A 19,491-nucleotide genomic window follows, 5' to 3' on the forward strand; every position below is an offset into this window, starting at 1 on the left:
TCGTATGACCCATACATGCTTTGCAATTCAATGTTGAACGCCCGTTCACAAAGCACATTCAAGATTGCCCCTCCACTCAGTAACGACTAGTATCTCCCGTATCGGGAGGAGGCATGGATGCGGATAATTGCAAGAGCGACGCTAAGACAGTTTTGGGAAAGCACACCAGCTCATGCTGATGCCCAGACACCTCTCGTTGAATGGTACCGCCATATCGAAAAGGCGATTTATCGAACTCCGCAAGAGGTTAAAGCTGAGCTGCGAACGGCTAGTGTCCTCAAGGGAGCCAGGGTGGTATTCAATATCGGCGGGAATAAATATCGAGTGATTCTGGCGATCGACTACCGACGGCAACTTGGTTTTATCCGCTTCGTTGGGACCCATGCTCAATACGACCAGATCAACGCGGAGACCGTTTAATGAACATCAAACCCATTCGTAGCCCGGAAGACCTGACCGCAGCATTGCTGCGCATGGAACAGCTGTGGGGTGCAGAAATCGACTCGCCAGAGGGCGATGAGTTGGAAATTCTCGCTCTGCTGATAGAAAAGTATGAGGAGCAGAATTTTCCGATGCCACCCTCTGATCCCATTGAAGCCATCAAATTTCGTATGGATCAGCAAGGCTTGACGCCGCGGGATCTCGAGCCCTTTATTGGCACCAGTGGCCGTGTTTCGGAAGTATTGAACCGCAAGCGCAAGCTGAGTCTGGCAATGATCAAACGTCTGCACGATGGCTTGCGTATTCCTTATGAATGCCTGCTCGCCAGTGTCTGAAGAAAACTATCGCATGCAAAACCGGTCGCAACGACCGGTTTTTTTTTGCCCGGAAATCAGCGCCGGCTAACCGACCGGCACCACATGATCCAGCACCTGATTCACCGCCAGCTCGCCCAGCATGACGACCTGGGCGATGCCGAGCAGGGTTTTGCGCTGGCTGCCGTCGAGCATGGCGGCAAAGCTGCCGAACATTGGCCCCTTCTTGATGAGCCAACAGCACGAATTCTGAACGAAGCTGCACAGTGGACACCTCTTGCCAAGACACAGGCCATCTCCTTCGCGATGAGCAATGTGTCTATTAAAATGTGTCCACCATGTCTCCGAACACCTGTCCACCATGTCTCCGGTACATACACTCCCGAGGGAGTGGGGACCGATCGGGTTGTTCTTGCGAGTTACGCCGACCTGAACCAATGCGTCGAACTCACGATAAAAAACGAGCTAGACGAATGAACATTTTCAGCGGGTTGCAACAATGAACAATCGTGGAAACGGCAACAGCACCGAGCCGTCAGCCAAGGCCGGATAAGCCTTGGCAACCTCCGCCAGATACCGCTGCAGATACTGCGCCCGCTCCTCCTCGGTCAATGGGCTCAGGAATGGAATCAACCCGCTACCCTTGAACCACTCCACCACCCCCGCCGCCCCGTCCCGAAGTTGGTGGTGATAGGTGGTGCGCCACACATCGACCCGCGCGCAGTGCGGCCGCAGCATTGAAAAATACTCACTGGCACTGGCCATGTCGGTACGCTGCCCGGCAGCGTCTGCGAGCTTGCTCGCCCACGGCCCGTTGGCGGCGACTTCACGCATCAAGCGGTGGGACGGTTCGTTGAGGTTGTCCGGCATCTGGATCGCCAGGCTGCCACCATCTGAAAGCTTGCTCGCCAGGGCTGGCAGCAACGAAGCGTGATCAGGCACCCATTGCAGCACCGCATTGGCGAAGATCACATCGAACGGACCCTCGTCAGCCCATTTGTCGACCTCCGCCACCTGAAACTGCACTTCAGGCAAGCGCTTGCGCGCGGCGGCAATCATGTCCGCCGAACTGTCGAGGCCACTGACGCTCGCCTCGGGAAAACGCTGCACCAGCAACTCGGTGGAATTGCCCGGTCCGCAACCAATGTCCACCACCGCCCGGGCCTGCGCCGTGGGTATCGCCGCCAACAGATCACGGGCCGGGCGGGTGCGTTCATCTTCGAAAGCGACGTATTGCTTGGCAGACCAACTCATTGCGTTCTCCTGTCGGGGCATGGCTTGAAACCGGGAAGTGCAGCTGCGCATACCATACAGCGATAAGGCCGATGAGCTCGCCTCGCCTCCGGCGTCCCGCCCGGTTATTTGTAATTAGAATTTTCAGCACAGCACCGATGTCTGAATTTCAAGCTTCCAAAACAAGGACTTCCATCATGAAATTCGCAAAGATTGCCCAGAAACTTGCCCTGTGGGCCGGTAGCCCGAAAACGTTCATGGGGGCGTTGATTCTGATTGGGTTGTGGGGGTTGAGCGGGCCGATTTTTGGTTACAACGACACGTGGCAGCTGATCATCAATACCTCGACGACGATCATCACGTTCCTGATGGTGTTCCTGATTCAGAACACGCAGAACCGCGATACCGACATTTTGCATTTGAAACTCGATGAGCTGCTGCGGGTGAACAAGGAAGCGCAAAACGCGATGCTCGGGCTGGAAGCGCTGGACTTGAAGCAACTTGAAGCGCTGCGCCGGCATTACCGCGCGTTGGGTGAAAATCAGGTGTTTGATCTTGAGGGGCTGGGCGACAAGAGCAAGCCAAAGCAGGATTTGAATGAGTGCTGAGCAAGTAAACACACCCTGTGGGAGCATCGCATTTCAACTGAAGGTTTCGCTCGCGCTGCAACACTACGGCGTCGTTAGCGACTGGCCTGCAACGCTCGAGCTTTCTCCAGATGGCTTTGCAGTTTCGGCAAGGTCTCATCGGCGAACGCTTTGATTTCCGGCACGTCGGTGGTCTGTGCCTGTTGCTCGATCTGGGTGATGGCCTCTTCGGTCGCCTTGACCTGACTGGCAGCGTAGGCCTGATCGAATGTGGAGCCGTCCTTCACTTCCGGCATCAGCTCTTTGGCCTTGTCGGCGAGTTCTTCGCGGGGGGCAACCGGCAGGTCGAGTTTCTTGGCGATTTTCGCCAGATGCTGGTTGGCTGTAGTGCGGTCGTTGATCACAACGATGGTGTAATCCTTGACCTCTTTCGATTCGGTCTTGCCGTGGGCCAGACGACTTGCTTCGATGTCGGCCATGCCTTTGGCAGAGGCATCGTTGATGAATTCGGCAGGCGACTGGGCGAACGCACTGCTGGCGCACAGGCACAGCAGGGTTGCAAAACTGACGTTACGTAAACGGGTGGCCATCCGGCTCATGGTCGCGCCCTCCTTTGTTGAAAATTCAAACGGGCCTTGATTCGCCCGCTGCTCAAATGTCGCGGCGGACAATTGTCCGCCTCAGTTAGGAATGTTTTAGCGGTCAAAGGTTTAGAAAATCTGCCTGAACCGCGACGAACGGCGCGCTCGCTTCAGCTGCCCAAGGCCCGATGATTGAGGCGTTTGGCCGCATACATGGCTTGATCGGCATGCCGAAACAGTTGCTGTTCTTCTTCACCGTGTTCAGGAAAGCGCGCCACGCCGATGCTCGATTCGATCCGCAAGTCATGCCCGTCGAGGCGCATGGGCTGCGCCAGCACCTGCCGGATTTTTCCGGCGACATTGTCGGGATCGCCGGCGGCATGCACGCTGTGCAGCAGCACGACGAATTCATCGCCACCGATACGCGCCACCGTATCGGTTTCACGCACGCAGCCTTTCAGCCGGTTGGCCACGGTTTGCAGGAGCATGTCACCGACGGCATGGCCATGGGTGTCGTTGACCTGTTTGAAGCGATCCAGATCGACATACAGCAGCGCCATGCGTCCGTGCCCGGTTCGCGCATGGGCCAGCGCAGCCTTGAGCCGATCACGCAGCAGTTCGCGATTGGGCAGTTGCGTCAGTTGATCGTATTGCGCCATGCGCTTGAGCCGCGCGTGCAGTTGCTGGCGCTCGATGGCCGTGGCGACTTGTGCACAGACATATTGCAGCAGTTCCTTGTCCTGCTCGGTGTAGCGTTCGCCGCCAGCGAGGCTTTTGACGATCAAGGCGCCGATGGTGCCGTTTTTTGAGTTCAGTGGTACGCCGAGCCAGCAAGGCGCGTTTTGTTCCGCCACCAGCTCAGCAAAATCGGGCGTGGCATCGGCGCTGTCCGGGGTCAGCAACATTGGCTGGCCGCTGCGGATCACTTGCGCGCAGAGCCGTCCGATGACGGTGCCGGGCTGCTCGGGCTGCAATTCGTGATCGTCGACGTGATAGGGAAAATTCAGCTGCGCGCAGTGTTCGTCGTACAGCGCCACGGAAAAATTCAGCGCCGGCAGCCACTCGCCAATCAGCAGATGGATGCGTTTGAACAGCGCCAGCAAATCTTCCGCCGCGTGCGCCGCTTCGGAAATCGCGTACAACGCCGCTTGCCGCGACTCGGCCTGCTTGCGCTCGGTGATATCGCGGGCGACGGCGATGCGCAGTTGATCGACTTCCGACCAGCGCGCCGACCAGGAAATGTGCGCGACGCTGCCGTCCTTGCGCAGATAGCGGTTCTCGAAATTGTGCTTCGGGTCGCCGCCCATGATTTCGCCAGCGGCCGCAAGGGTGCGCTGGCGATCAGCCGGGTGCACCAGCTCGATCATCGAGCGGCCGATCAGTTCGTCAGGCGTGTAGCCGAAAATCCGCTCGCAGGCAGCGCTGACAAAAACGAAACGGCCCTGTTTGTCGACCGCGCAAACGGCGTCCAGCAACAGGTCAATGTAGCTCGCCAGCGGCGCAGGGTTTGGGCTTGCCATGGTTCTAACGATTGTCCGCACAGTGCAGCGATTTCAATCATCCATGATCGTGATTGCGCGTCCCTGCCCATTCCATCAAGTCTTGTTCGGCAGCAGCCCCGGCAGCGCGTGCATCAACGCATTGATGGCGAAGCCGATAAACATCACGCCACATAAACGGGTGATGAGCAGTTCATTACGCTGATACACCGTGCGCACCCGCTGCGCGCCGACCACGCCGATGAGGATAGCGTAAGCCAGCGCACCGCCGATAAAGCTCAGGGCGATCAGCGCCGGCAGCATCGACCAGTTGAGCAGTTCGGCGCGGCTCGACAGTAGCGCCGTAAAGGTCGCCACCGCCACCGGGTAGGCCTTGGGATTGGTCAGGCCGAAGACGATGCCGTGCCAGAACGGCTGTCGCGCCGCCCCTTGCGCCTCGTCACCATTGCGGCGTTGGGCACGCACCGCACGCCAGCCGAGCCAGAACAGGTACACCGCGCTGAGCACGCCGAGCACATCGAACGCGGTGCTGCCGATTTCCCGCGCACCGACAATCGCCACCAGCGCGGTGCTGCACCAGATCACGTCGCCGAGCAGGTGCCCACACAGAAAACCCGCCCCGGCCCGTCGCCCACGGGCCGCGCCAATCCCGAACACCGCCAGCACGCCCGGCCCGGGCGTGATCCCGTAGATGAAACCCGAAGCCAGAACGGCCAACAGCAATGATGGAGTCATGAGAAACCTGCAAGCGCCAGAACACGTGGCGGCCAGTCTATATCAGCCGACTGCGCCCGATCACTGCGCGTCGTTAAAACGCATGCCGGGGTACGGTTTCTGCCGACACGCAGCCAGCCGCGACTGCAAATCGCCGACATGGGCTTCCAGCTTGTGGCCGTCGGGGTCGAGAAAGTAGAACGACGCGCCCTCGCTACGGTTGTCTCGCCACTGCGGCACCTGAGCCGATTTCAACGTCTCAACCAGTGAAGTGAAATCTGCCGCGCTCACGCTCAAAGCGTAATGGGTATAGTCCGCGCCCGGCTCCCCACTGCGCTGAGGATCTTCTGACAAGCACAACCACAGTCCGGGCAGTGACAAATAGGCGCCGTTATCCCACGTCGCTTCGACGTCCAATTGCAGCACATCGCGATAGAACGCCAGACTGCGCTGCAGATCGCGGACGGCCAGGGTGAGGTGGTTAAGACCGGTAAGCATCGAATCAGTAACCTCTGAGGTCTTCGGGAACGACATATTGCTGGCCGTCGTAGACCAGGGTGACCCGGGTATTCTTCAGGTTGGTGGTTTTCGAAGCGCATTGTTTGCCTGAAGTGAAAGATTCCATCAACGAACCGCTGGAACTGACGATCAGATCCGCAAACCCGTTGTGGCTGGATGAGCCGATTTCGACAGTCCTGCGAATGCGTGTGTCTCGCGTATCGCACTCCCCGGTACCCTCACCGAAATCCTTGCGCACCACCAGGCCTTCCAGCACTGGGCGTAAGCGATTGCCTTCGCGAACATACAAAGCCAGGTCGGTTTTGGAGTACGGATTCGCTCTGGAACCGTGGCTCATGAACGTCGATCGCAGCCCGAACGCACGGACATCCGCCGCCAAGCGGTAACGCGCCGTATCGATGATCAGATCATCGAAGCTGATCGCATCGGAGTTGTAAGCGCCGGGTTTGGCATAACTGGCGACTGTGTTGCCCGTCGTGGCGGTGATTACTGACAGTGCCAGATCGAACACGCCGTCTTGAGCACCCGCGGAATCGGGAACGAAGGTGGCCTTCGCTGCAATTGATTGAGTGTTGAACGCAGGCCAGATTTTGCAGCGCGAGAGAGTATGGCCGTCGAATTTTTCTACTTCGCAAGTGGCATGGACCTGAGCCGTAAGCGCGAACAAGCCGAGGGCGATATAGATTCGGAGATGCAGATTCATGATTCTTCCTTGAAGTATTCGTATCAGTAACACCAGTCACATGTCCTTGAAACCTTGCGGCAAAACGTAGGTTTTGCCGTCATAGCGCAACGTGGTCAGCACCGGTTTTTCGTGGGTGGTCTTCGATTCGCAGGTGTCGGGTGGCCCCTCACCGACCAGGCCCGTGGTGACTGAGCGGACAATGATATCGGCGTAACCATGGGAACTGGTTTTGCCCATCTCAAGAGTACGCACCGTCTCCGAGCGCTCTCCGGCGCAATTGCCATCCCACTCGCCACTGAAGCTGTAGACGACCAAGCGATCCAGCACCGGGCGCAGTTTGTCGCCCTCTTTCACGTAGAGCGACAGCAGGGTTTCATCCAGCGGATTGACGCGCGACGAGCCTTTGAAATGGGCGCGGACGCCGAATGCACGAAGGTCGGGCGTGAGTTTATAGCGCGCCGTGTCGAGTTCCAGACTCTCCAGCGCGATGGCATCGGAGAGAAACACCGACGGCTGATGATAGGTCGCCAGCGGTTTGGGGCTGCCAGCGGTAGTGACGGCCAGGTCCAGATCGTACGAGCCCACGCTTGCGTCATGGCCATAGACCGGATCGGGCACAAACGTCGATAGCGCGGTGATGGTCATCTGCGGATAAGCCGGCCAGTCCTTGCACAGCGAGAAATCCGCTTCCGCGCTGACCGCCGGCGGCGTGCAATCGGCCCACGCCTGCCCAGCCATGAACCACCCGCAGAGCGCTACTGCGCTGATCCAATTGGACTTCATTGTCAATTCCCGCTCCTTGAAGATATTTCCAGGCGCGCACTATCCCTTTCTGCATCGTAGGATTCAACAGATCTGGCCAGCGAATCTTCTCATGTGTCTGAAGTCGGAATTCGCGAGCAGGCTCGCTCCCACAGCAAAGCGCATTCCAAAGTGGGAGCGAGCCTGCTCGCGAAGGCGTCATCGCCGACGCCGCAAATCTCAATATTTGTCCAGCGTGCGCAACTTCTGCGGCAAGCCCCACAGCAGTAAAGCGGCCGCAATCAGCGCGGCGACGCCGATGACATAGAGCGCCGGGGTGGTGCTGCCGGTGAGGTCCTTGATGCGTCCGACCATGACCGGGCTGACGATCCCGCCAAATTGCCCCAGGGTGTTGATCACCGCGATCCCGCCCGCTGCGCCGGCACCGGCGCCCGCCAGCAGCTTCGGTGGCAGGGTCCAGAAGCTCGGAATCGAAGCGATGATGCCGGCGCCGAGCAGGCCGAGCGCGAGTATCAGGAAGGTCGTGTGGCTGGCGAAGATTCCTGCGCTGAAAAAGCCGATTGCGCCGACGATCACCAGCCCGGCGACAAACTTGCGCCGTTCACCGGTGGCGTCTGACAAGCGCCCGATCACCACCATGCTGATCGCACCGCAGATGTACGGAATGGCGGTCAGCAGGCCGATCATCACCGGGCTTTCGGTGCCGGCGCTGCGGATCAATTGCGGTGCCCAGAAATTCAAACCGTAGGACGCGACCTGAATCAGGAAGTAGATCAAACCCAACGTCAGGAACCCGGGAATTTTCAGCGCCGCGAGCAATGAGCCGCCGCTCTTGTGTGGCTCGTGATGGGCGATGCGACTGGAGAGCAATTTCTTCTCGTCAGCCGTCAGCCAGTGCGCATCCTCGATGCGGTCCTTGAGCTGCGTCAGCACCAGGAAACCGAGGGCGATGCACGGCACGCCTCCGAGCAGGAACAACCAGTGCCAGCCGCGCATCTGCAATACGCCGTCGAGGTGTTGCAACACCAGCCCTGAGAACGGTGCGCCGACCAGTCCGGCAAACGCCGAGGCGAGAAACAGCATCGAGGTGATGCGGCCACGGAAGTGCTGCGGAAACCACAGCGTCAGGTAATACAGCACGCCCGGAGCAAACCCGGCTTCCATCGCACCGATGACGAAGCGCAGCGCATAGAACTGCCATTCGCTGTTGACGAAGACCATCGCCGCCGTCGCCACGCCCCAGGACATCATGATCCGCGCAATCCAGCGCCGTGCGCCGACCTTGTACAGCATCATGTTGCTCGGCACTTCGAACAGCACGTAACCGACCACGAACAGCCCGGCGCCCAAGCCATACGCGGTGTCGCTCAGACTCAGGTCGGTCTGCAACTGGAATTTGGCGAAGCTGATGTTGATGCGGTCGAAAAAGGCGAACAGGTAGCAGACCATGATCAGCGGCATCAGACGCCAGGCGACTTTGCTGACCAGGGCCTTATCGGCGTCGTGATCGACGGACGGATTCACGCCCGCCTCCATTACATTGAGGCTCATAGATTTTCTCCAGGAGGACTGCCGGGGGCGTCCGATTGTTTTTGTTGTCTGGTGGTGCTGCTGAATGCTTTTGAACTGTGGGAGCGAGCCTGCTCGCGAATGCGCCAGATCAGTCGATACCGATGTTGAATGACACACCGCGTTCGCGAGCAGGCTCGCTCCCACAAGGGTTTTGTATCTTCAGGTGGGCATCGGATGCAGATCGCAGTTGCGCCCGGCCTTGGCCAGTTGGCCGGGTACTTCGTGGCCCAGCAGCGCCGGCAAGCCGCGCGAGAGTTTCAGCAGCAACGGCAAGTCGATCCCTGTGGGAATGCCGACTTCATCGCACAGGTTCACCAGGTCTTCGGTGCAGATATTGCCTGACGCACCCGGCGCAAACGGACAGCCACCGAGGCCCCCGAGCGCCGCATCGAAGCGCCGCGCGCCGGCCTCGTAAGCGGCCAGCACATTGCACAGACCAAGGCCTCGAGTGTTGTGGAAATGCAGGGTCAGATCGGCTGGCGAAACCCGTTGCAAAACGCGCCGAACCAAGCGATCGACCTGACGCGGATTGGCCATGCCGGTGGTGTCGGCGAGGCTGATGCCCTGAATGCCGAGTTCCTGATAGGCGTCAACGATCTGCAGCACACGCTCCTCATCGATCCGGCCTTCGAACGGACAACCGAACGTGGTGGCGATGCTGCCGTTGAGGCGCACACCCGAACCGCTGACAAACGCAACGATGTCAGCGAACGCCGCCAGCGACTCCTCGCAACGCATGCGCATGTTGGCAAGGTTGTGGGTCTGGCTGGCAGACATCACCAGATTCAACTCATCGGCATTGGCCACCAGTGCTCGTTGCGCGCCTTTGAGGTTAGGGATCAACGCCACGTAAATCACCCCTGGCTGACGCCGAATGCCGTTGAACACTTGCTCGCCGTCACGCAGGGCCGGAATGGCTTTGGGCGAGACGAACGAGCCGGCCTCGATGCGGCTGAATCCGGCCAATGACAGTTGATTGATCAGGGCGATCTTGTCAGCCGTTTCCACCCAGGTCGGCTCGATCTGCAAACCGTCGCGCGGCGAGACTTCCTGGACGATAAGCTTGTGCGAATAGTCAGTGATCATTGCACTACCCCCTGGCCTTTCAGACGTTGGATGTCGAGTTCAGTCAGGCCAAGATTGGCGAGAATATCGTCGGTGTGCTGGCCCAGTTTCGGCCCGGACCAGTTCACCCCGCCGGGGGTCTCCGAGAGTTTGGGGACGATGCCGGGCATTTTCACCGTTGCGCCGCCGGGCAAGTCGGCATTGAGCAGCATGTCCCGCGCCTGATAGTGCGGATCGGCGACGATATCAGCCACCGAATAGATGCGCCCGGCCGGCACTTCGGCAGCTTCGAGAGCAGCCAGTACCTCGTCGATCGGCAGGCTGCTGGTCCAGTGTGTGATGGCCGCATCGAGCAAGCCGCTCTGCGCCGCGCGGCCGTCGTTGTGGGCGAATTCTTCTGCCTCGGCCAGATCAGCGCGGCCGATGGTATGCATCAGGCGCTTGTAGATCGGGTCGCTGTTGCCGGCAATCACCACATAAGCGCCGTCGGCTGTGAGGTAAGTATTGGAGGGCGCGATGCCCGGCAAGGCGCCGCCGCTGCGCTCGCGGACATGGCCGAGCATGTCGTATTCCGGCACCAGACTTTCCATGACGTTGAACACGCTTTCGGCCAGCGACACATCGACAACTTGCCCACCGCCCTGCCCGGTCTTGACCCGCAACAGCGACATCAGCGCGCCGATCACCGCGTGCAGCGAGGCCAGCGAATCGCCGAGGCTGACGCCGACCCGCGCCGGTGGCGAATCGGGATTGCCGGTGGTGTAGCGGATGCCGCCCATGGCCTCGCCAATCGCACCGAAACCGGGCCGGTCACGGTAAGGGCCGGTCTGGCCGTAGCCGGAGATACGCACCAGGGTCAGGTTCGGATTCAGCGCATGTAGCACGTCCCAACCCAGACCGAGTTTTTCCAGCGCACCGGGGCGCAGGTTTTCAATGATCACGTCGGCGTCGCCGGCCAGTTGCTTGACCAGTTCGATGCCTTCAGCGGATTTCAGATTGAGCGCCAGGGATTTCTTGTTGCGCGATTGCAGGTACCACCACAGCGATGTGCCTTCGTGCAGCTTGCGCCATTTGCGCAGCGGGTCGCCCTGACCCATGGCTTCGATCTTGATCACCTCGGCGCCGAACTCGGCAAGCATGCGCGCGGCAAACGGTGCGGCGATCAGGGTGCCGATCTCGATCACTTTGATTGCACTCAAAGGGGCAGTCATCGCGGGTACCTCTTGTTCTTGGAATATGTCGCCAAGGCTAGAGGAACGATCGTCAGCGAATCCAGCCGTCTCTCGGCAATGGGCGTTCGCGAAATGCGAATGCTCCGCTGTGATTGCGTGGTGAATTCAGGGCCGCCTTCGCGAGCAGGCTCGCTCCCACAAGGTTCTGTAGTGGTTTCAGATTCTGTATTCACACAAGTTCAATGTGGGAGCGAGCCTGCTCGCGAAGAGGCCATCAACCGCAATGAAGATCTACCTCCCGCGCAAATGCTCAAACAACATCCGGCTCACCGGCGACAACCCTGCCTCATCGCGCACCACCACAATCAGCGCGCGATCCGCCCAGGCATCGGTCAGCGGCACCGCGCGCAAGCCCAATGCCTGACCAAATAACTCATAGGCTCGCTGCGGCAGAATGCCGATGCCCATGTTCGCCTGGACCATCCGGCACACCGCATCGAATCCCGGCACATGAATGCGGATGCGCAGGACTTTGCCGGCCTGCCGCGCCGCCGCATGGGTACGCATGTTGATCGAACTGGCTGCGTGCAAGCCGACGTAATCGCTGTCGAGAGTTTCATCGAAAGTCACCGATGCGCGCGCAGCCAACGGATGCTCCGGGAGCATCACCACCACCAGTTTGTCCTGGCGGTACAACACGCTGTGCAGGCCTTTGGTGTCGCTGTCGTCGGAGCAGATGCCGAGGTCGGCGACGCCATCGAGCACGCCCTGAATCACCCCGGCGCTGGGGCGTTCTTCAAGGTCGGTCTTGACCTGCGGCTGCCGCGCGGAGAAGTCGCGCAAGTCTTCGGGCAGGAACTGAATGATCGCCGAAAGATTGGCCAGCATGCGCACGTAACCCCGCACACCGTGGCTGTGCTCGCCCAGTTCCAGGCCCATCTTTTCCACGTTGAAGAGCATCTGCCGCGCATGGTGCAGCAGGGTCTCACCGGCCGGCGTGAGGATCATGCCTTTGGCTTGGCGCACGAACAAAGCGATGCCCAGCGCCTCCTCCAACTCCATCAGGCTCTTGCTCGCCGCCGACACCGCGATTGCCTCGCGCGCAGCCGCACGGGTCAACGTACCTTCCTCGTGGACGGCGACGAACAGTTGCAGAGTGATCAGGTCGAGACGGCGGATCAGGCTTTTTTGCAGCATGGTGGGCTCGAAGGCAGGGTTCATCCGAGCCGGCAGGATAGCCCGGTTTTACCTCCGACCGCTCAGTTGCCCATGCTGGCACACCGTTTTGTGACAGGCGCAGTCAGCAAGCGAACCAGCTGCGCGCTGTCGTCCTTGCGACCCAACACCAGGATTGAAGAGCCTTGCAGGCAGGCATCGATGGCTGACCATGAAATGTCTCTCGCGCCCTCGACATCAAACGAATCATCCACTGCGCCATCGACCAGAAAGCCTGCCGTCAACAAGCCTCGTTCGCTGCCCGAGGTCTGTCCGACCGCCACAATCCGTTTACCGGCGATATCATCCAGCGCAAACCCTGCTTGCCAACCTCTCAGATCCCGTTCCTGCGCCGTCGGGGTGAGGACAGGATTGTTGAACGCGTCATCCATTTGGCCGGCGTAGGTAATGCCACTGATGAACCCGTGTTGCAGTTTCGTGCCTTGCGTTGACTCGACCGCCGCACCGAGCAGAAGCAGGCGCTGCGCCGTTTGCACCGCGATGTCCGTCACGCTGTTTTCGAGCGGCTGGCCATCGCGCTGAATGTTCAACAGCAGTACACCCTTGTCGCCGAACGCTTGTGCAACTTTCCCGCTGTGGTCGAACGCCATGACCAATCCCTGATTGGTTACTTCCGTTTTGCCATGCAGCAGAATCAGCCCATCGTCGAGCTGGATGATCCCGGACAGCGAAATGGCCACTCCTGGCAGCGACAGGGGCAGCCAACCGTTGCTGGCGAACGATGAATCGTCCGAGCCATCGAGATAGAATCGCGTCAGCAAGCCACTGCCCTTTTGCGCGGTCACGAACAGCAGCCGGTCCGGCTGCGCAAGCTGCGGATCGGATTTGGCCAGCAGCAGTTGCCCATGCGTGGCCCCAAAGAGTGCCGGAATCCGCATGGGCACAATCCGGTAGCCATTCCTGTCGCCGCCGAACTCGATGTCCGGCGATCCGTCGGGCAGAAACCGGGCGATGACTTGCTGGTATTCAAGAGTCTGGTCTTTGACGACGCCAATCACACCGCACATCCAGATCCGTCCGAGCGCATCAACGATCAATGGCCCGCCTTGCGTGAGCGAGCCTGTGCCGAACTGGCCGCTGAGATATCCGCCGGTGCCGAAAGCCGGATCCGGATTGCCATCGGCATCCAGGCGCGCAAGGCCGTAGTACGAATGGCCCGATTGCTCGACGGTAGCGCTGACCATGATCTGTCCCGAAGGCGTGATCGCCACGCCTTTGGCAATGGTCTTGCCCGCTCCGGGGAATTTCAGCGCTCGCAGACCAAAGAGCGCATCCAGCTCCCCGGCTGACTGCGCGTTTGGGGACAATGGCGCGATAGATTCCGGCATGTTCGCATTCTCCTATGGGATCGACATCGATCCCCTCGTAGCGTGCATTCGACCCGAAGCCGCCACGCCGGACAACTGACAGAAATGACAGTTTTTTAGACGAAAACGAAATTACCTTGCGTGCAAAAAAGACTGAATGACTGGTAGTTCTTACAGGTTCCAATTCAGGCCCACCATGCCAACCTCAGCGTTCAGATCAGCCATGGACGAGAAGCATGATGAGCACTCGCGACGAGCACATGTCACAACCTGCCCCGGCGCCGACCATTACCTATCCCGAGGAGGCCAGCACGACGGGACCTGCGACATTGTTGCTCGGCAGCGGCATACCCAATGCTCTTGTGCAGGTCTGGAACATTGAAAACACCCATTCGCTCGGCGAAGGGCTGGTCAGCGCAAATGGACGATGGGCGTTCAGCATCAACGCCGTTCAGGCCCAGGGCCAGCAGAAGATTCACGCCCACCAGACCTATGCAGGCATCACGTCCGAATGGAGCGAGGAGCGCGGATATGAGGTGCGACTGCGGCCCGAGATCGACGTCCCGGTCGTTGTCGAACCGATTGAGGGCGCGCAGGTCGATACGCCTCTGATCTTTTCAGGAGATGTCACGCGAGCCGAGGGTTTCGTCAGTATTTTCGATCTGGACACTGGCCTGGAGATTGCCAGAGCAGCGGTCGAAAGCGACCGGAAATGGCAAACCCCGGCTGCACACTCATTGGCGGTCGGGCAGTACCGTATCTGCGCTGTCCACAACATCGCCGGCCAGGTTTCAGATTGGGGCCGTGTGCGGACTTTTGCCGTGGTCGCAGAAGCAAGCGAAGGACTGTTCGACTTCGCTCGCCTGCGCGCCTTCATTCAAAACGCATTGCGGAAAATCTCTTCGATCTGGCGCTGATCCGCCGCCCTCGGATTGGTCAGTCCACAGGCGTCCTTCAAGGCGTTGGTGGCGAGCACCGGGATGTCGCTGAGTTTCGCGCCCAGCTCACGCAGTCCGCCGGGAATCTCGACGTCCTTGGCAAGGTTGCGAATGGCATTGATCGCCGCCTGTGCGCCCTCCTCCGCGCTGAAACCACGAATATCCGCGCCCATGGCGTGGGCGACATCCCTGAGTCGGTCAGCACAGACCTGCGCATTGAAACTCTGCACATGCGGCAACAGCACGGCATTGCAGACGCCGTGGGGCAAGTCGTAGTAGCCGCCGAGCTGATGCGCCATGGCATGGACAAATCCGAGCGAGGCGTTGTTGAACGCCATGCCGGCGAGGAACTGCGCGTAAGCCATGTTCTCCCGCGCCGCCAGGTCGCTGCCGTCGCGCACGGCCAGACGCAGGTTGCTGCTAATCAGGCTCATGGCCTTCAAAGCGCAGGCGTCGGTGATCGGGTTGGCGGCAGTCGAGACGTAGGCTTCGATAGCGTGGGTCAGCGCGTCCATACCGGTGGCGGCGGTGAGGCCTTTGGGCATCGCGACCATCAGTTCCGGATCGTTGACTGACAGCAGTGGCGTGACGTTGCGGTCGACGATGGCCATTTTCACGTGGCGCGATTCGTCGGTGATGATGCAGAAGCGGGTCATTTCGCTGGCAGTGCCGGCGGTGGTGTTGATGGCGATCAGCGGCAATTGCGGCTTGCTCGAACGGTCGACGCCTTCGTAATCGCCGATCTGCCCGCCATTGGTTGCGCACAGCGCGATGCCCTTGGCGCAATCGTGCGGCGAGCCGCCACCCAGCGACACGACGAAATCGCATTTGCTTTCCTTCAGCAGCCCCAGACCCGATTCGACATTGGCCGTGGTCGGGTTCGGTCTGGCGCCATCGAAGATCACCGAATCGATGTCCTGCATCGCCAGTTTCTCGGCGATCATTGCGGCGACGCCAGCCTTGGCCAGCCCGGCGTCGGTGACAATCAGCGCCTTGCGAAAACCATAATTGCGAATCGCGACCATGGCTTCGTCGAGGCAGCCGCTGCCCATGATGTTGACCGCCGGAATGAAGAAGGTGCTGCTCATCGTGTGTCTCCTGACTGAAGCCGGATCGACTGCCTCGATTCGGCGGGTGCACACAGGATCGACCGATCGGTCACGAGCAATGTTGATCTGGCTCAATGTCCGCTCGTGATAAAGTCGCCGTCCATCTGCCCTTTGTTTTGAGATCGCCCACGCAATGACCGATTTTCTCGATGTCGACGCCACCCTCGAAGACTGGAACGCCCTGCGCGCCTCGAACGATTTTCAGGGTTTGCTGGTGGGCAATGGCGCCAGCCGCGCGGTGTGGGATGACTTCGGCTACGACTCGCTGTTCGAAAACGCCCGTACGGTCGAAGAGAAACCGCTGAGCCCATCGGAACTGGCGGTGTTCGACGCGCTGCAAACCCGCAGCTTCGAGCAAGTGCTGGGCGCCCTGAAAACCACCAGCCGGGTCAACAAGGCCCTGGCGGTCAGCTCGGCGGCGCCGCGCAATCGCTATTACGCGATCAAGGAAGCGCTGATCAACACCGTGCACGCGGTGCACATCCCGTGGCGGCTGATGCAGCCTTCGACACTGACGGTGCTCAATGCAGAGCTGGCGCGCTATCGCACGGTGTTCACCACCAACTACGACCTGCTCAATTACTGGGCGCTGCAACACCCTGGCGAGGCCATCGACGACCTGTTCAACGGCGCGGACGCGAGTTTCGATCTGAGCCAGAGCGCCACCGACAAACCGCGTCTGCTGTACCTGCACGGTGGTCTGCATCTGGTGCGCAATCAGGACGGCACCGCACGCAAACTGACCTCGACCGAAGGCACGCTGCTCGGCAGTTTCGCCATCAACAATACGATCAAGACCCTGGACGACGTGCCGCTGTTCGTCACCGAAGGGCCGAGCACTGACAAGCTCAAGACCATTCGCAGCTCGGATTATCTGTCGTTCTGCTACGAGCAGTTACTGGCCCATGGCGACAGCCTGTGCATCTTCGGCCACGCGCTGGGCGAGCAGGATGCGCATCTGGTACGCGCGTTGCGCCTGGCCAGACCGAAGTGTGTGGCGATCTCGATCTACCCGCGCAGTGCCGCGTTCATCCAGCATCAGAAGCGTCACTACGCCAAGGTGTTTGAAGGTACCGGGGTTGAGTTGCGGTTCTTTGATGCCAAGAGCCATGCGTTGGGTGATCCGAAATTGTCGGTACCGGTTGAGGTTTGATATTGGCCGGGCTGACGCCTTCGCGAGCAAGCTCGCTCCCACAATGAAATGTAGTCACCTCTGGGAGCGAGCCCGCTCGCGAAGACGGCATATCAGCCAACCCAAAAGGTGACTGGAACACCGCTTTCGCGAGCAGGCTCGCTCCCACAGGTTGATGTCGGATTTCAGAGCACCGGCAGGGTCTTGTCCTTGATGGTTTTCGTCGGGCCGTTGGCCTTCACGCTGGCGATGCCCTTGTCACACGCGCCATCCGATGAGTACGACTCGCTGCTGCCGATGATCTGGTGATTGGCCGCCTTCAGGTTGAAGTACGGGTGGCCGTCCTTGGTCGATTTTTTCTCGTAACGCTCGTCTAGCGGGCTGTTGGCCTGCACCGAGGCGATGCCGCCGTCGGCACCGGCGCGGGTGCTGTAGAGCTCGCTAGTCAGAATCGTTTCGGCGTTCGCCGCTTTCAACACGAACCTGAATTGGCCGTTGCTGCTTTTGCTCACTTCGTACCATCCGGACATGTCTGTTTCTCCTGGGGGCGATTGAGAGATTTCGCGCTTCAGAGTAAAGACCAGCGCCTGCGATCTGTCGCCTGCCTCGACTACAAGGTGATTTTCGTACCGAGCAGACCGAGGAAACCGGCCAGCCATTTAGGATGCGCCGGCCACGCCGGAGCGCTGGCCAGATTACCCTGAACATGGCCATCGGTCACCGGTATGTCGATGTAGGTGCCGCCCGCCAACCGGACTTCCGGGGCGCAGGCCGGATACGCGCTGCACTCACGCCCCTCGAGCACACCCGCCGCCGCGAGCAGTTGCGCGCCATGGCACACCGCTGCGATGGGCTTGCCGGCGTTGTCGAACGCGCGCACCAGTTCGAGGACTTTGTCGTCCAGCCGCAGGTATTCCGGCGCACGACCGCCGGGAATCAGCAGCGCGTCGTAATCGGCTTCGCTGGCCTTGGCGAAATCAAAATTGAGCGCGAACAGGTGACCGGGTTTTTCGCTGTAGGTCTGATCACCTTCAAAATCATGAATCGCCGTGCGCACGGTGCTGCCGGCGGACTTGTCCGGGCACACGGCGTGGACCGTGTGGCCGACCATCTGCAGGGCCTGGAACGGCACCATCACTTCGTAATCTTCGACGTAATCGCCGACCAGCATCAGGATCTTTTTCGCGGCCATGGGAAAACTCCTCGGGGAAAGGTCTGGGGAGTATTCAAGGTAGACCCAAATTGAGCTGCAAGCTGCAAGCTGCAAGCTGCAAGAAAAAGCAGGATCACCCAAATCAGGCACACCAGCGTCATGCTTCAACTTGCAGCTTGCCGCTTGAAGCTTGCAGCTGCCTGTTAAGGCATATAGCCGTCGGCGCGCAGCAGGGTTTCCAGGCAGTGTTCGCTGATATGGTAGAACGCCTTGAGCTCTGCGATCTTCGCCAACAACTGCGTCGGATCGACCGGTTCGGCGCGTTTCACCGCGAGAATCATCTTGTTCTTGTTGGTGTGTTCCAGCGAAATGAATTCGAAGACTTTGGTCTCGTAACCGCAGGCTTCGAGGAACAACGCGCGCAAGCTGTCGGTGACCATTTCCGCCTGCTGGCCGAGATGCAGGCCGTATTGCAGCATCGGTTTGAGCAGCGCCGGGCTCTGGATCTGCAGGCGGATCTGCTTGTGACAGCACGGTGAGCACATGATGATCGACGCACCCGAGCGGATGCCGGTGTGGATCGCGTAATCGGTGGCGATGTCGCAGGCATGCAGGGCGATCATCACGTCCAGCTCACTCGGCGCCACTGTGCGCACGTCACCGCACTTGAACACCAGCCCCGGATGCTCGAGCTTGGCCGCTGCGGCGTTACACAGGTTGACCATTTCTTCACGCAGCTCGACGCCAGTGACTTCGCCCTCGGCCTTCAGCGTGTTGCGCAGGTAGTCGTGAATGGCGAACGTCAGGTAGCCCTTGCCCGAACCGAAATCGGCGACCCGCACCGGTTTGTCCAGCGCCAGCGGCGACGAGGTCAGGGCATGGCTGAACACTTCGATGAACTTGTTGATCTGCTTCCACTTGCGCGACATCGCCGGGATCAGCTCGTGTTGCGCATTGGTCACGCCCAGGTCTTTGAGGAAGGGGCGGCTCAGTTCAAGGAAACGATTTTTCTCGCGGTTGTGCTCGGCCGAAGGCGCTTCACGCAATTGCTGAGGTTTGCTCTTGAACAGCGAACTCTTGCCCTTTTTGCTGTATTCCAGCTGCGCTTCGTCGGTCAGCGCCAGTAAATGCGCATTTTTGAACGAGGTCGGCAGCAGCCCGGCGATCAGCGCCACGCCTTCGCTCAGCGGCAGGTTCTTGGTGATGTCGCGGGTCTTGTAGCGATAAACGAAAGACAGACACGGCTGCGCCTTGACCGTCACCGGTTTGATGATGACCCGTTGCAGATCCGCCTCTTCACCGACGTATTTGGCCAACACCAATTTGATAAAACCGCTGTCGTCGAGGCTGGCTCGCAGCAGCTCGATGAACTGGGCGTGGTGATCGGCGGCCGGTTTGGCGGACGGCGCGGAAGAAGCGGAAACGGACATGGACAAGCGGCCTCGGACGGGCGGAATCGGGAATGGCGGGTA

General features: G+C 59.9%; 21 protein-coding genes and 1 pseudogene. 5 read left to right on the forward strand and 17 right to left on the reverse strand.

The window, feature by feature from the left end:
- Positions 1-117 precede the first annotated feature (117 nt).
- Both KVG87_RS21310 and KVG87_RS21315 read left to right on the forward strand, forming a co-directional pair.
- Entirely contained in the window at positions 118-420 is a 303-nt protein-coding gene (locus KVG87_RS21310) for a type II toxin-antitoxin system HigB family toxin (protein ID WP_076566359.1), read from the forward strand.
- Positions 420-776, forward strand: coding sequence for a helix-turn-helix domain-containing protein (locus tag KVG87_RS21315; RefSeq protein WP_076566357.1), 357 nt, complete (start codon positions 420-422; stop codon positions 774-776). The genes KVG87_RS21310 and KVG87_RS21315 overlap by 1 nt, the downstream gene beginning before the upstream one ends.
- A 66-nt stretch (positions 777-842) precedes the next feature.
- On the opposite strand, the pseudogene KVG87_RS26045 reads toward KVG87_RS21315, so the two are convergent.
- Both KVG87_RS26045 and tam read right to left on the reverse strand, forming a co-directional pair.
- Positions 843-971 (reverse strand): annotated as a pseudogene (locus KVG87_RS26045) (DUF6124 family protein); the annotation flags it as partial.
- Positions 972-1,238: 267 nt separating this feature from the next.
- Positions 1,239-2,009 (reverse strand): trans-aconitate 2-methyltransferase, encoded by a 771-nt coding sequence (gene tam / locus KVG87_RS21320; RefSeq protein ID WP_217852437.1) that lies wholly within the window; start codon positions 2,007-2,009, stop codon positions 1,239-1,241.
- Between the two features lie 176 nt (positions 2,010-2,185).
- On the opposite strand from tam, the gene KVG87_RS21325 reads away from it, so the two are divergent.
- Complete coding sequence (locus tag KVG87_RS21325; RefSeq protein WP_016771301.1) at positions 2,186-2,596, forward strand: low affinity iron permease family protein; 411 nt, start codon at positions 2,186-2,188, stop codon at positions 2,594-2,596.
- Positions 2,597-2,670: 74 nt separating this feature from the next.
- On the opposite strand, the gene KVG87_RS21330 is transcribed toward KVG87_RS21325, so the two are convergent.
- From KVG87_RS21330 to KVG87_RS21380, 11 genes are all read right to left on the reverse strand, one after another.
- Positions 2,671-3,174 (reverse strand): DUF4142 domain-containing protein, encoded by a 504-nt coding sequence (locus KVG87_RS21330; RefSeq protein WP_217852439.1) that lies wholly within the window; start codon positions 3,172-3,174, stop codon positions 2,671-2,673.
- Between the two features lie 152 nt (positions 3,175-3,326).
- On the reverse strand, positions 3,327-4,676 hold the full coding sequence (locus KVG87_RS21335; RefSeq protein ID WP_217852441.1) for a sensor domain-containing protein: 1,350 nt from the start codon (positions 4,674-4,676) through the stop codon (positions 3,327-3,329).
- A 75-nt stretch (positions 4,677-4,751) separates the two neighbouring features.
- Complete coding sequence (locus KVG87_RS21340; RefSeq protein ID WP_217852443.1) at positions 4,752-5,390, reverse strand: LysE family translocator; 639 nt, start codon at positions 5,388-5,390, stop codon at positions 4,752-4,754.
- 60 nt (positions 5,391-5,450) lie between these two features.
- Positions 5,451-5,867 (reverse strand): fosfomycin resistance glutathione transferase, encoded by a 417-nt coding sequence (gene fos, locus KVG87_RS21345; RefSeq protein WP_122691684.1) that lies wholly within the window; start codon positions 5,865-5,867, stop codon positions 5,451-5,453.
- A gap of 4 nt (positions 5,868-5,871) precedes the next feature.
- Positions 5,872-6,591, reverse strand: a complete 720-nt coding sequence (locus tag KVG87_RS21350) for a PA3715 family protein (RefSeq protein WP_122691685.1) — start codon at positions 6,589-6,591, stop codon at positions 5,872-5,874.
- A gap of 36 nt (positions 6,592-6,627) precedes the next feature.
- The gene (locus KVG87_RS21355; RefSeq protein ID WP_217852445.1) at positions 6,628-7,362 is read right to left on the reverse strand and encodes a PA3715 family protein; all 735 of its coding nucleotides are present in this window, start codon (positions 7,360-7,362) and stop codon (positions 6,628-6,630) included.
- Between the two features lie 192 nt (positions 7,363-7,554).
- Positions 7,555-8,886 carry an MFS transporter gene (locus KVG87_RS21360; protein ID WP_217852447.1) on the reverse strand — a complete coding sequence of 444 codons (1,332 nt, stop codon included), beginning with the start codon at positions 8,884-8,886 and terminating at the stop codon, positions 7,555-7,557.
- Between the two features lie 180 nt (positions 8,887-9,066).
- Positions 9,067-9,993 carry a hydroxymethylglutaryl-CoA lyase gene (locus tag KVG87_RS21365; RefSeq protein ID WP_217852449.1) on the reverse strand — a complete coding sequence of 309 codons (927 nt, stop codon included), beginning with the start codon at positions 9,991-9,993 and terminating at the stop codon, positions 9,067-9,069.
- A complete protein-coding gene (locus KVG87_RS21370) occupies positions 9,990-11,183 on the reverse strand; it encodes a CaiB/BaiF CoA transferase family protein (protein ID WP_217852452.1) in 1,194 nt (397 codons plus the stop codon). Before KVG87_RS21370 ends, KVG87_RS21365 begins: the two co-directional genes overlap by 4 nt.
- Positions 11,184-11,435: 252 nt before the next feature.
- The gene (locus KVG87_RS21375) at positions 11,436-12,341 is read right to left on the reverse strand and encodes a LysR family transcriptional regulator (protein WP_217852454.1); all 906 of its coding nucleotides are present in this window, start codon (positions 12,339-12,341) and stop codon (positions 11,436-11,438) included.
- 62 nt (positions 12,342-12,403) lie between these two features.
- Positions 12,404-13,708 carry a delta-60 repeat domain-containing protein gene (locus KVG87_RS21380; protein ID WP_217852456.1) on the reverse strand — a complete coding sequence of 435 codons (1,305 nt, stop codon included), beginning with the start codon at positions 13,706-13,708 and terminating at the stop codon, positions 12,404-12,406.
- 215 nt (positions 13,709-13,923) lie between these two features.
- On the opposite strand from KVG87_RS21380, the gene KVG87_RS21385 reads away from it, so the two are divergent.
- Positions 13,924-14,604 carry a hypothetical protein gene (locus KVG87_RS21385; protein WP_217852458.1) on the forward strand — a complete coding sequence of 227 codons (681 nt, stop codon included), beginning with the start codon at positions 13,924-13,926 and terminating at the stop codon, positions 14,602-14,604.
- Here the strand turns inward: KVG87_RS21385 and yiaY are convergent.
- Positions 14,565-15,713 carry an L-threonine dehydrogenase gene (yiaY, locus tag KVG87_RS21390; protein ID WP_217852460.1) on the reverse strand — a complete coding sequence of 383 codons (1,149 nt, stop codon included), beginning with the start codon at positions 15,711-15,713 and terminating at the stop codon, positions 14,565-14,567. The two genes, KVG87_RS21385 and yiaY, sit on opposite strands and share 40 nt — an antisense overlap.
- A 154-nt stretch (positions 15,714-15,867) precedes the next feature.
- On the opposite strand from yiaY, the gene KVG87_RS21395 reads away from it, so the two are divergent.
- A complete protein-coding gene (locus tag KVG87_RS21395) occupies positions 15,868-16,887 on the forward strand; it encodes a DUF4917 family protein (protein WP_217852462.1) in 1,020 nt (339 codons plus the stop codon).
- A gap of 164 nt (positions 16,888-17,051) precedes the next feature.
- Here KVG87_RS21395 and KVG87_RS21400 read toward each other — a convergent pair whose 3' ends face one another.
- The 3 genes from KVG87_RS21400 to KVG87_RS21410 all read right to left on the reverse strand — a co-directional run bounded on the left by KVG87_RS21400 (position 17,052) and on the right by KVG87_RS21410 (position 19,449).
- Positions 17,052-17,396, reverse strand: coding sequence for a YegP family protein (locus KVG87_RS21400; protein WP_076566339.1), 345 nt, complete (start codon positions 17,394-17,396; stop codon positions 17,052-17,054).
- Between the two features lie 80 nt (positions 17,397-17,476).
- On the reverse strand, positions 17,477-18,058 hold the full coding sequence (locus KVG87_RS21405; RefSeq protein ID WP_217852464.1) for a DJ-1/PfpI family protein: 582 nt from the start codon (positions 18,056-18,058) through the stop codon (positions 17,477-17,479).
- Between the two features lie 164 nt (positions 18,059-18,222).
- On the reverse strand, positions 18,223-19,449 hold the full coding sequence (locus KVG87_RS21410; protein WP_076566334.1) for a class I SAM-dependent methyltransferase: 1,227 nt from the start codon (positions 19,447-19,449) through the stop codon (positions 18,223-18,225).
- Positions 19,450-19,491: the final 42 nt, after the last annotated feature.

It is taken from the genome of Pseudomonas siliginis (assembly GCF_019145195.1).
GTDB lineage: Bacteria > Pseudomonadota > Gammaproteobacteria > Pseudomonadales > Pseudomonadaceae > Aquipseudomonas > Aquipseudomonas siliginis.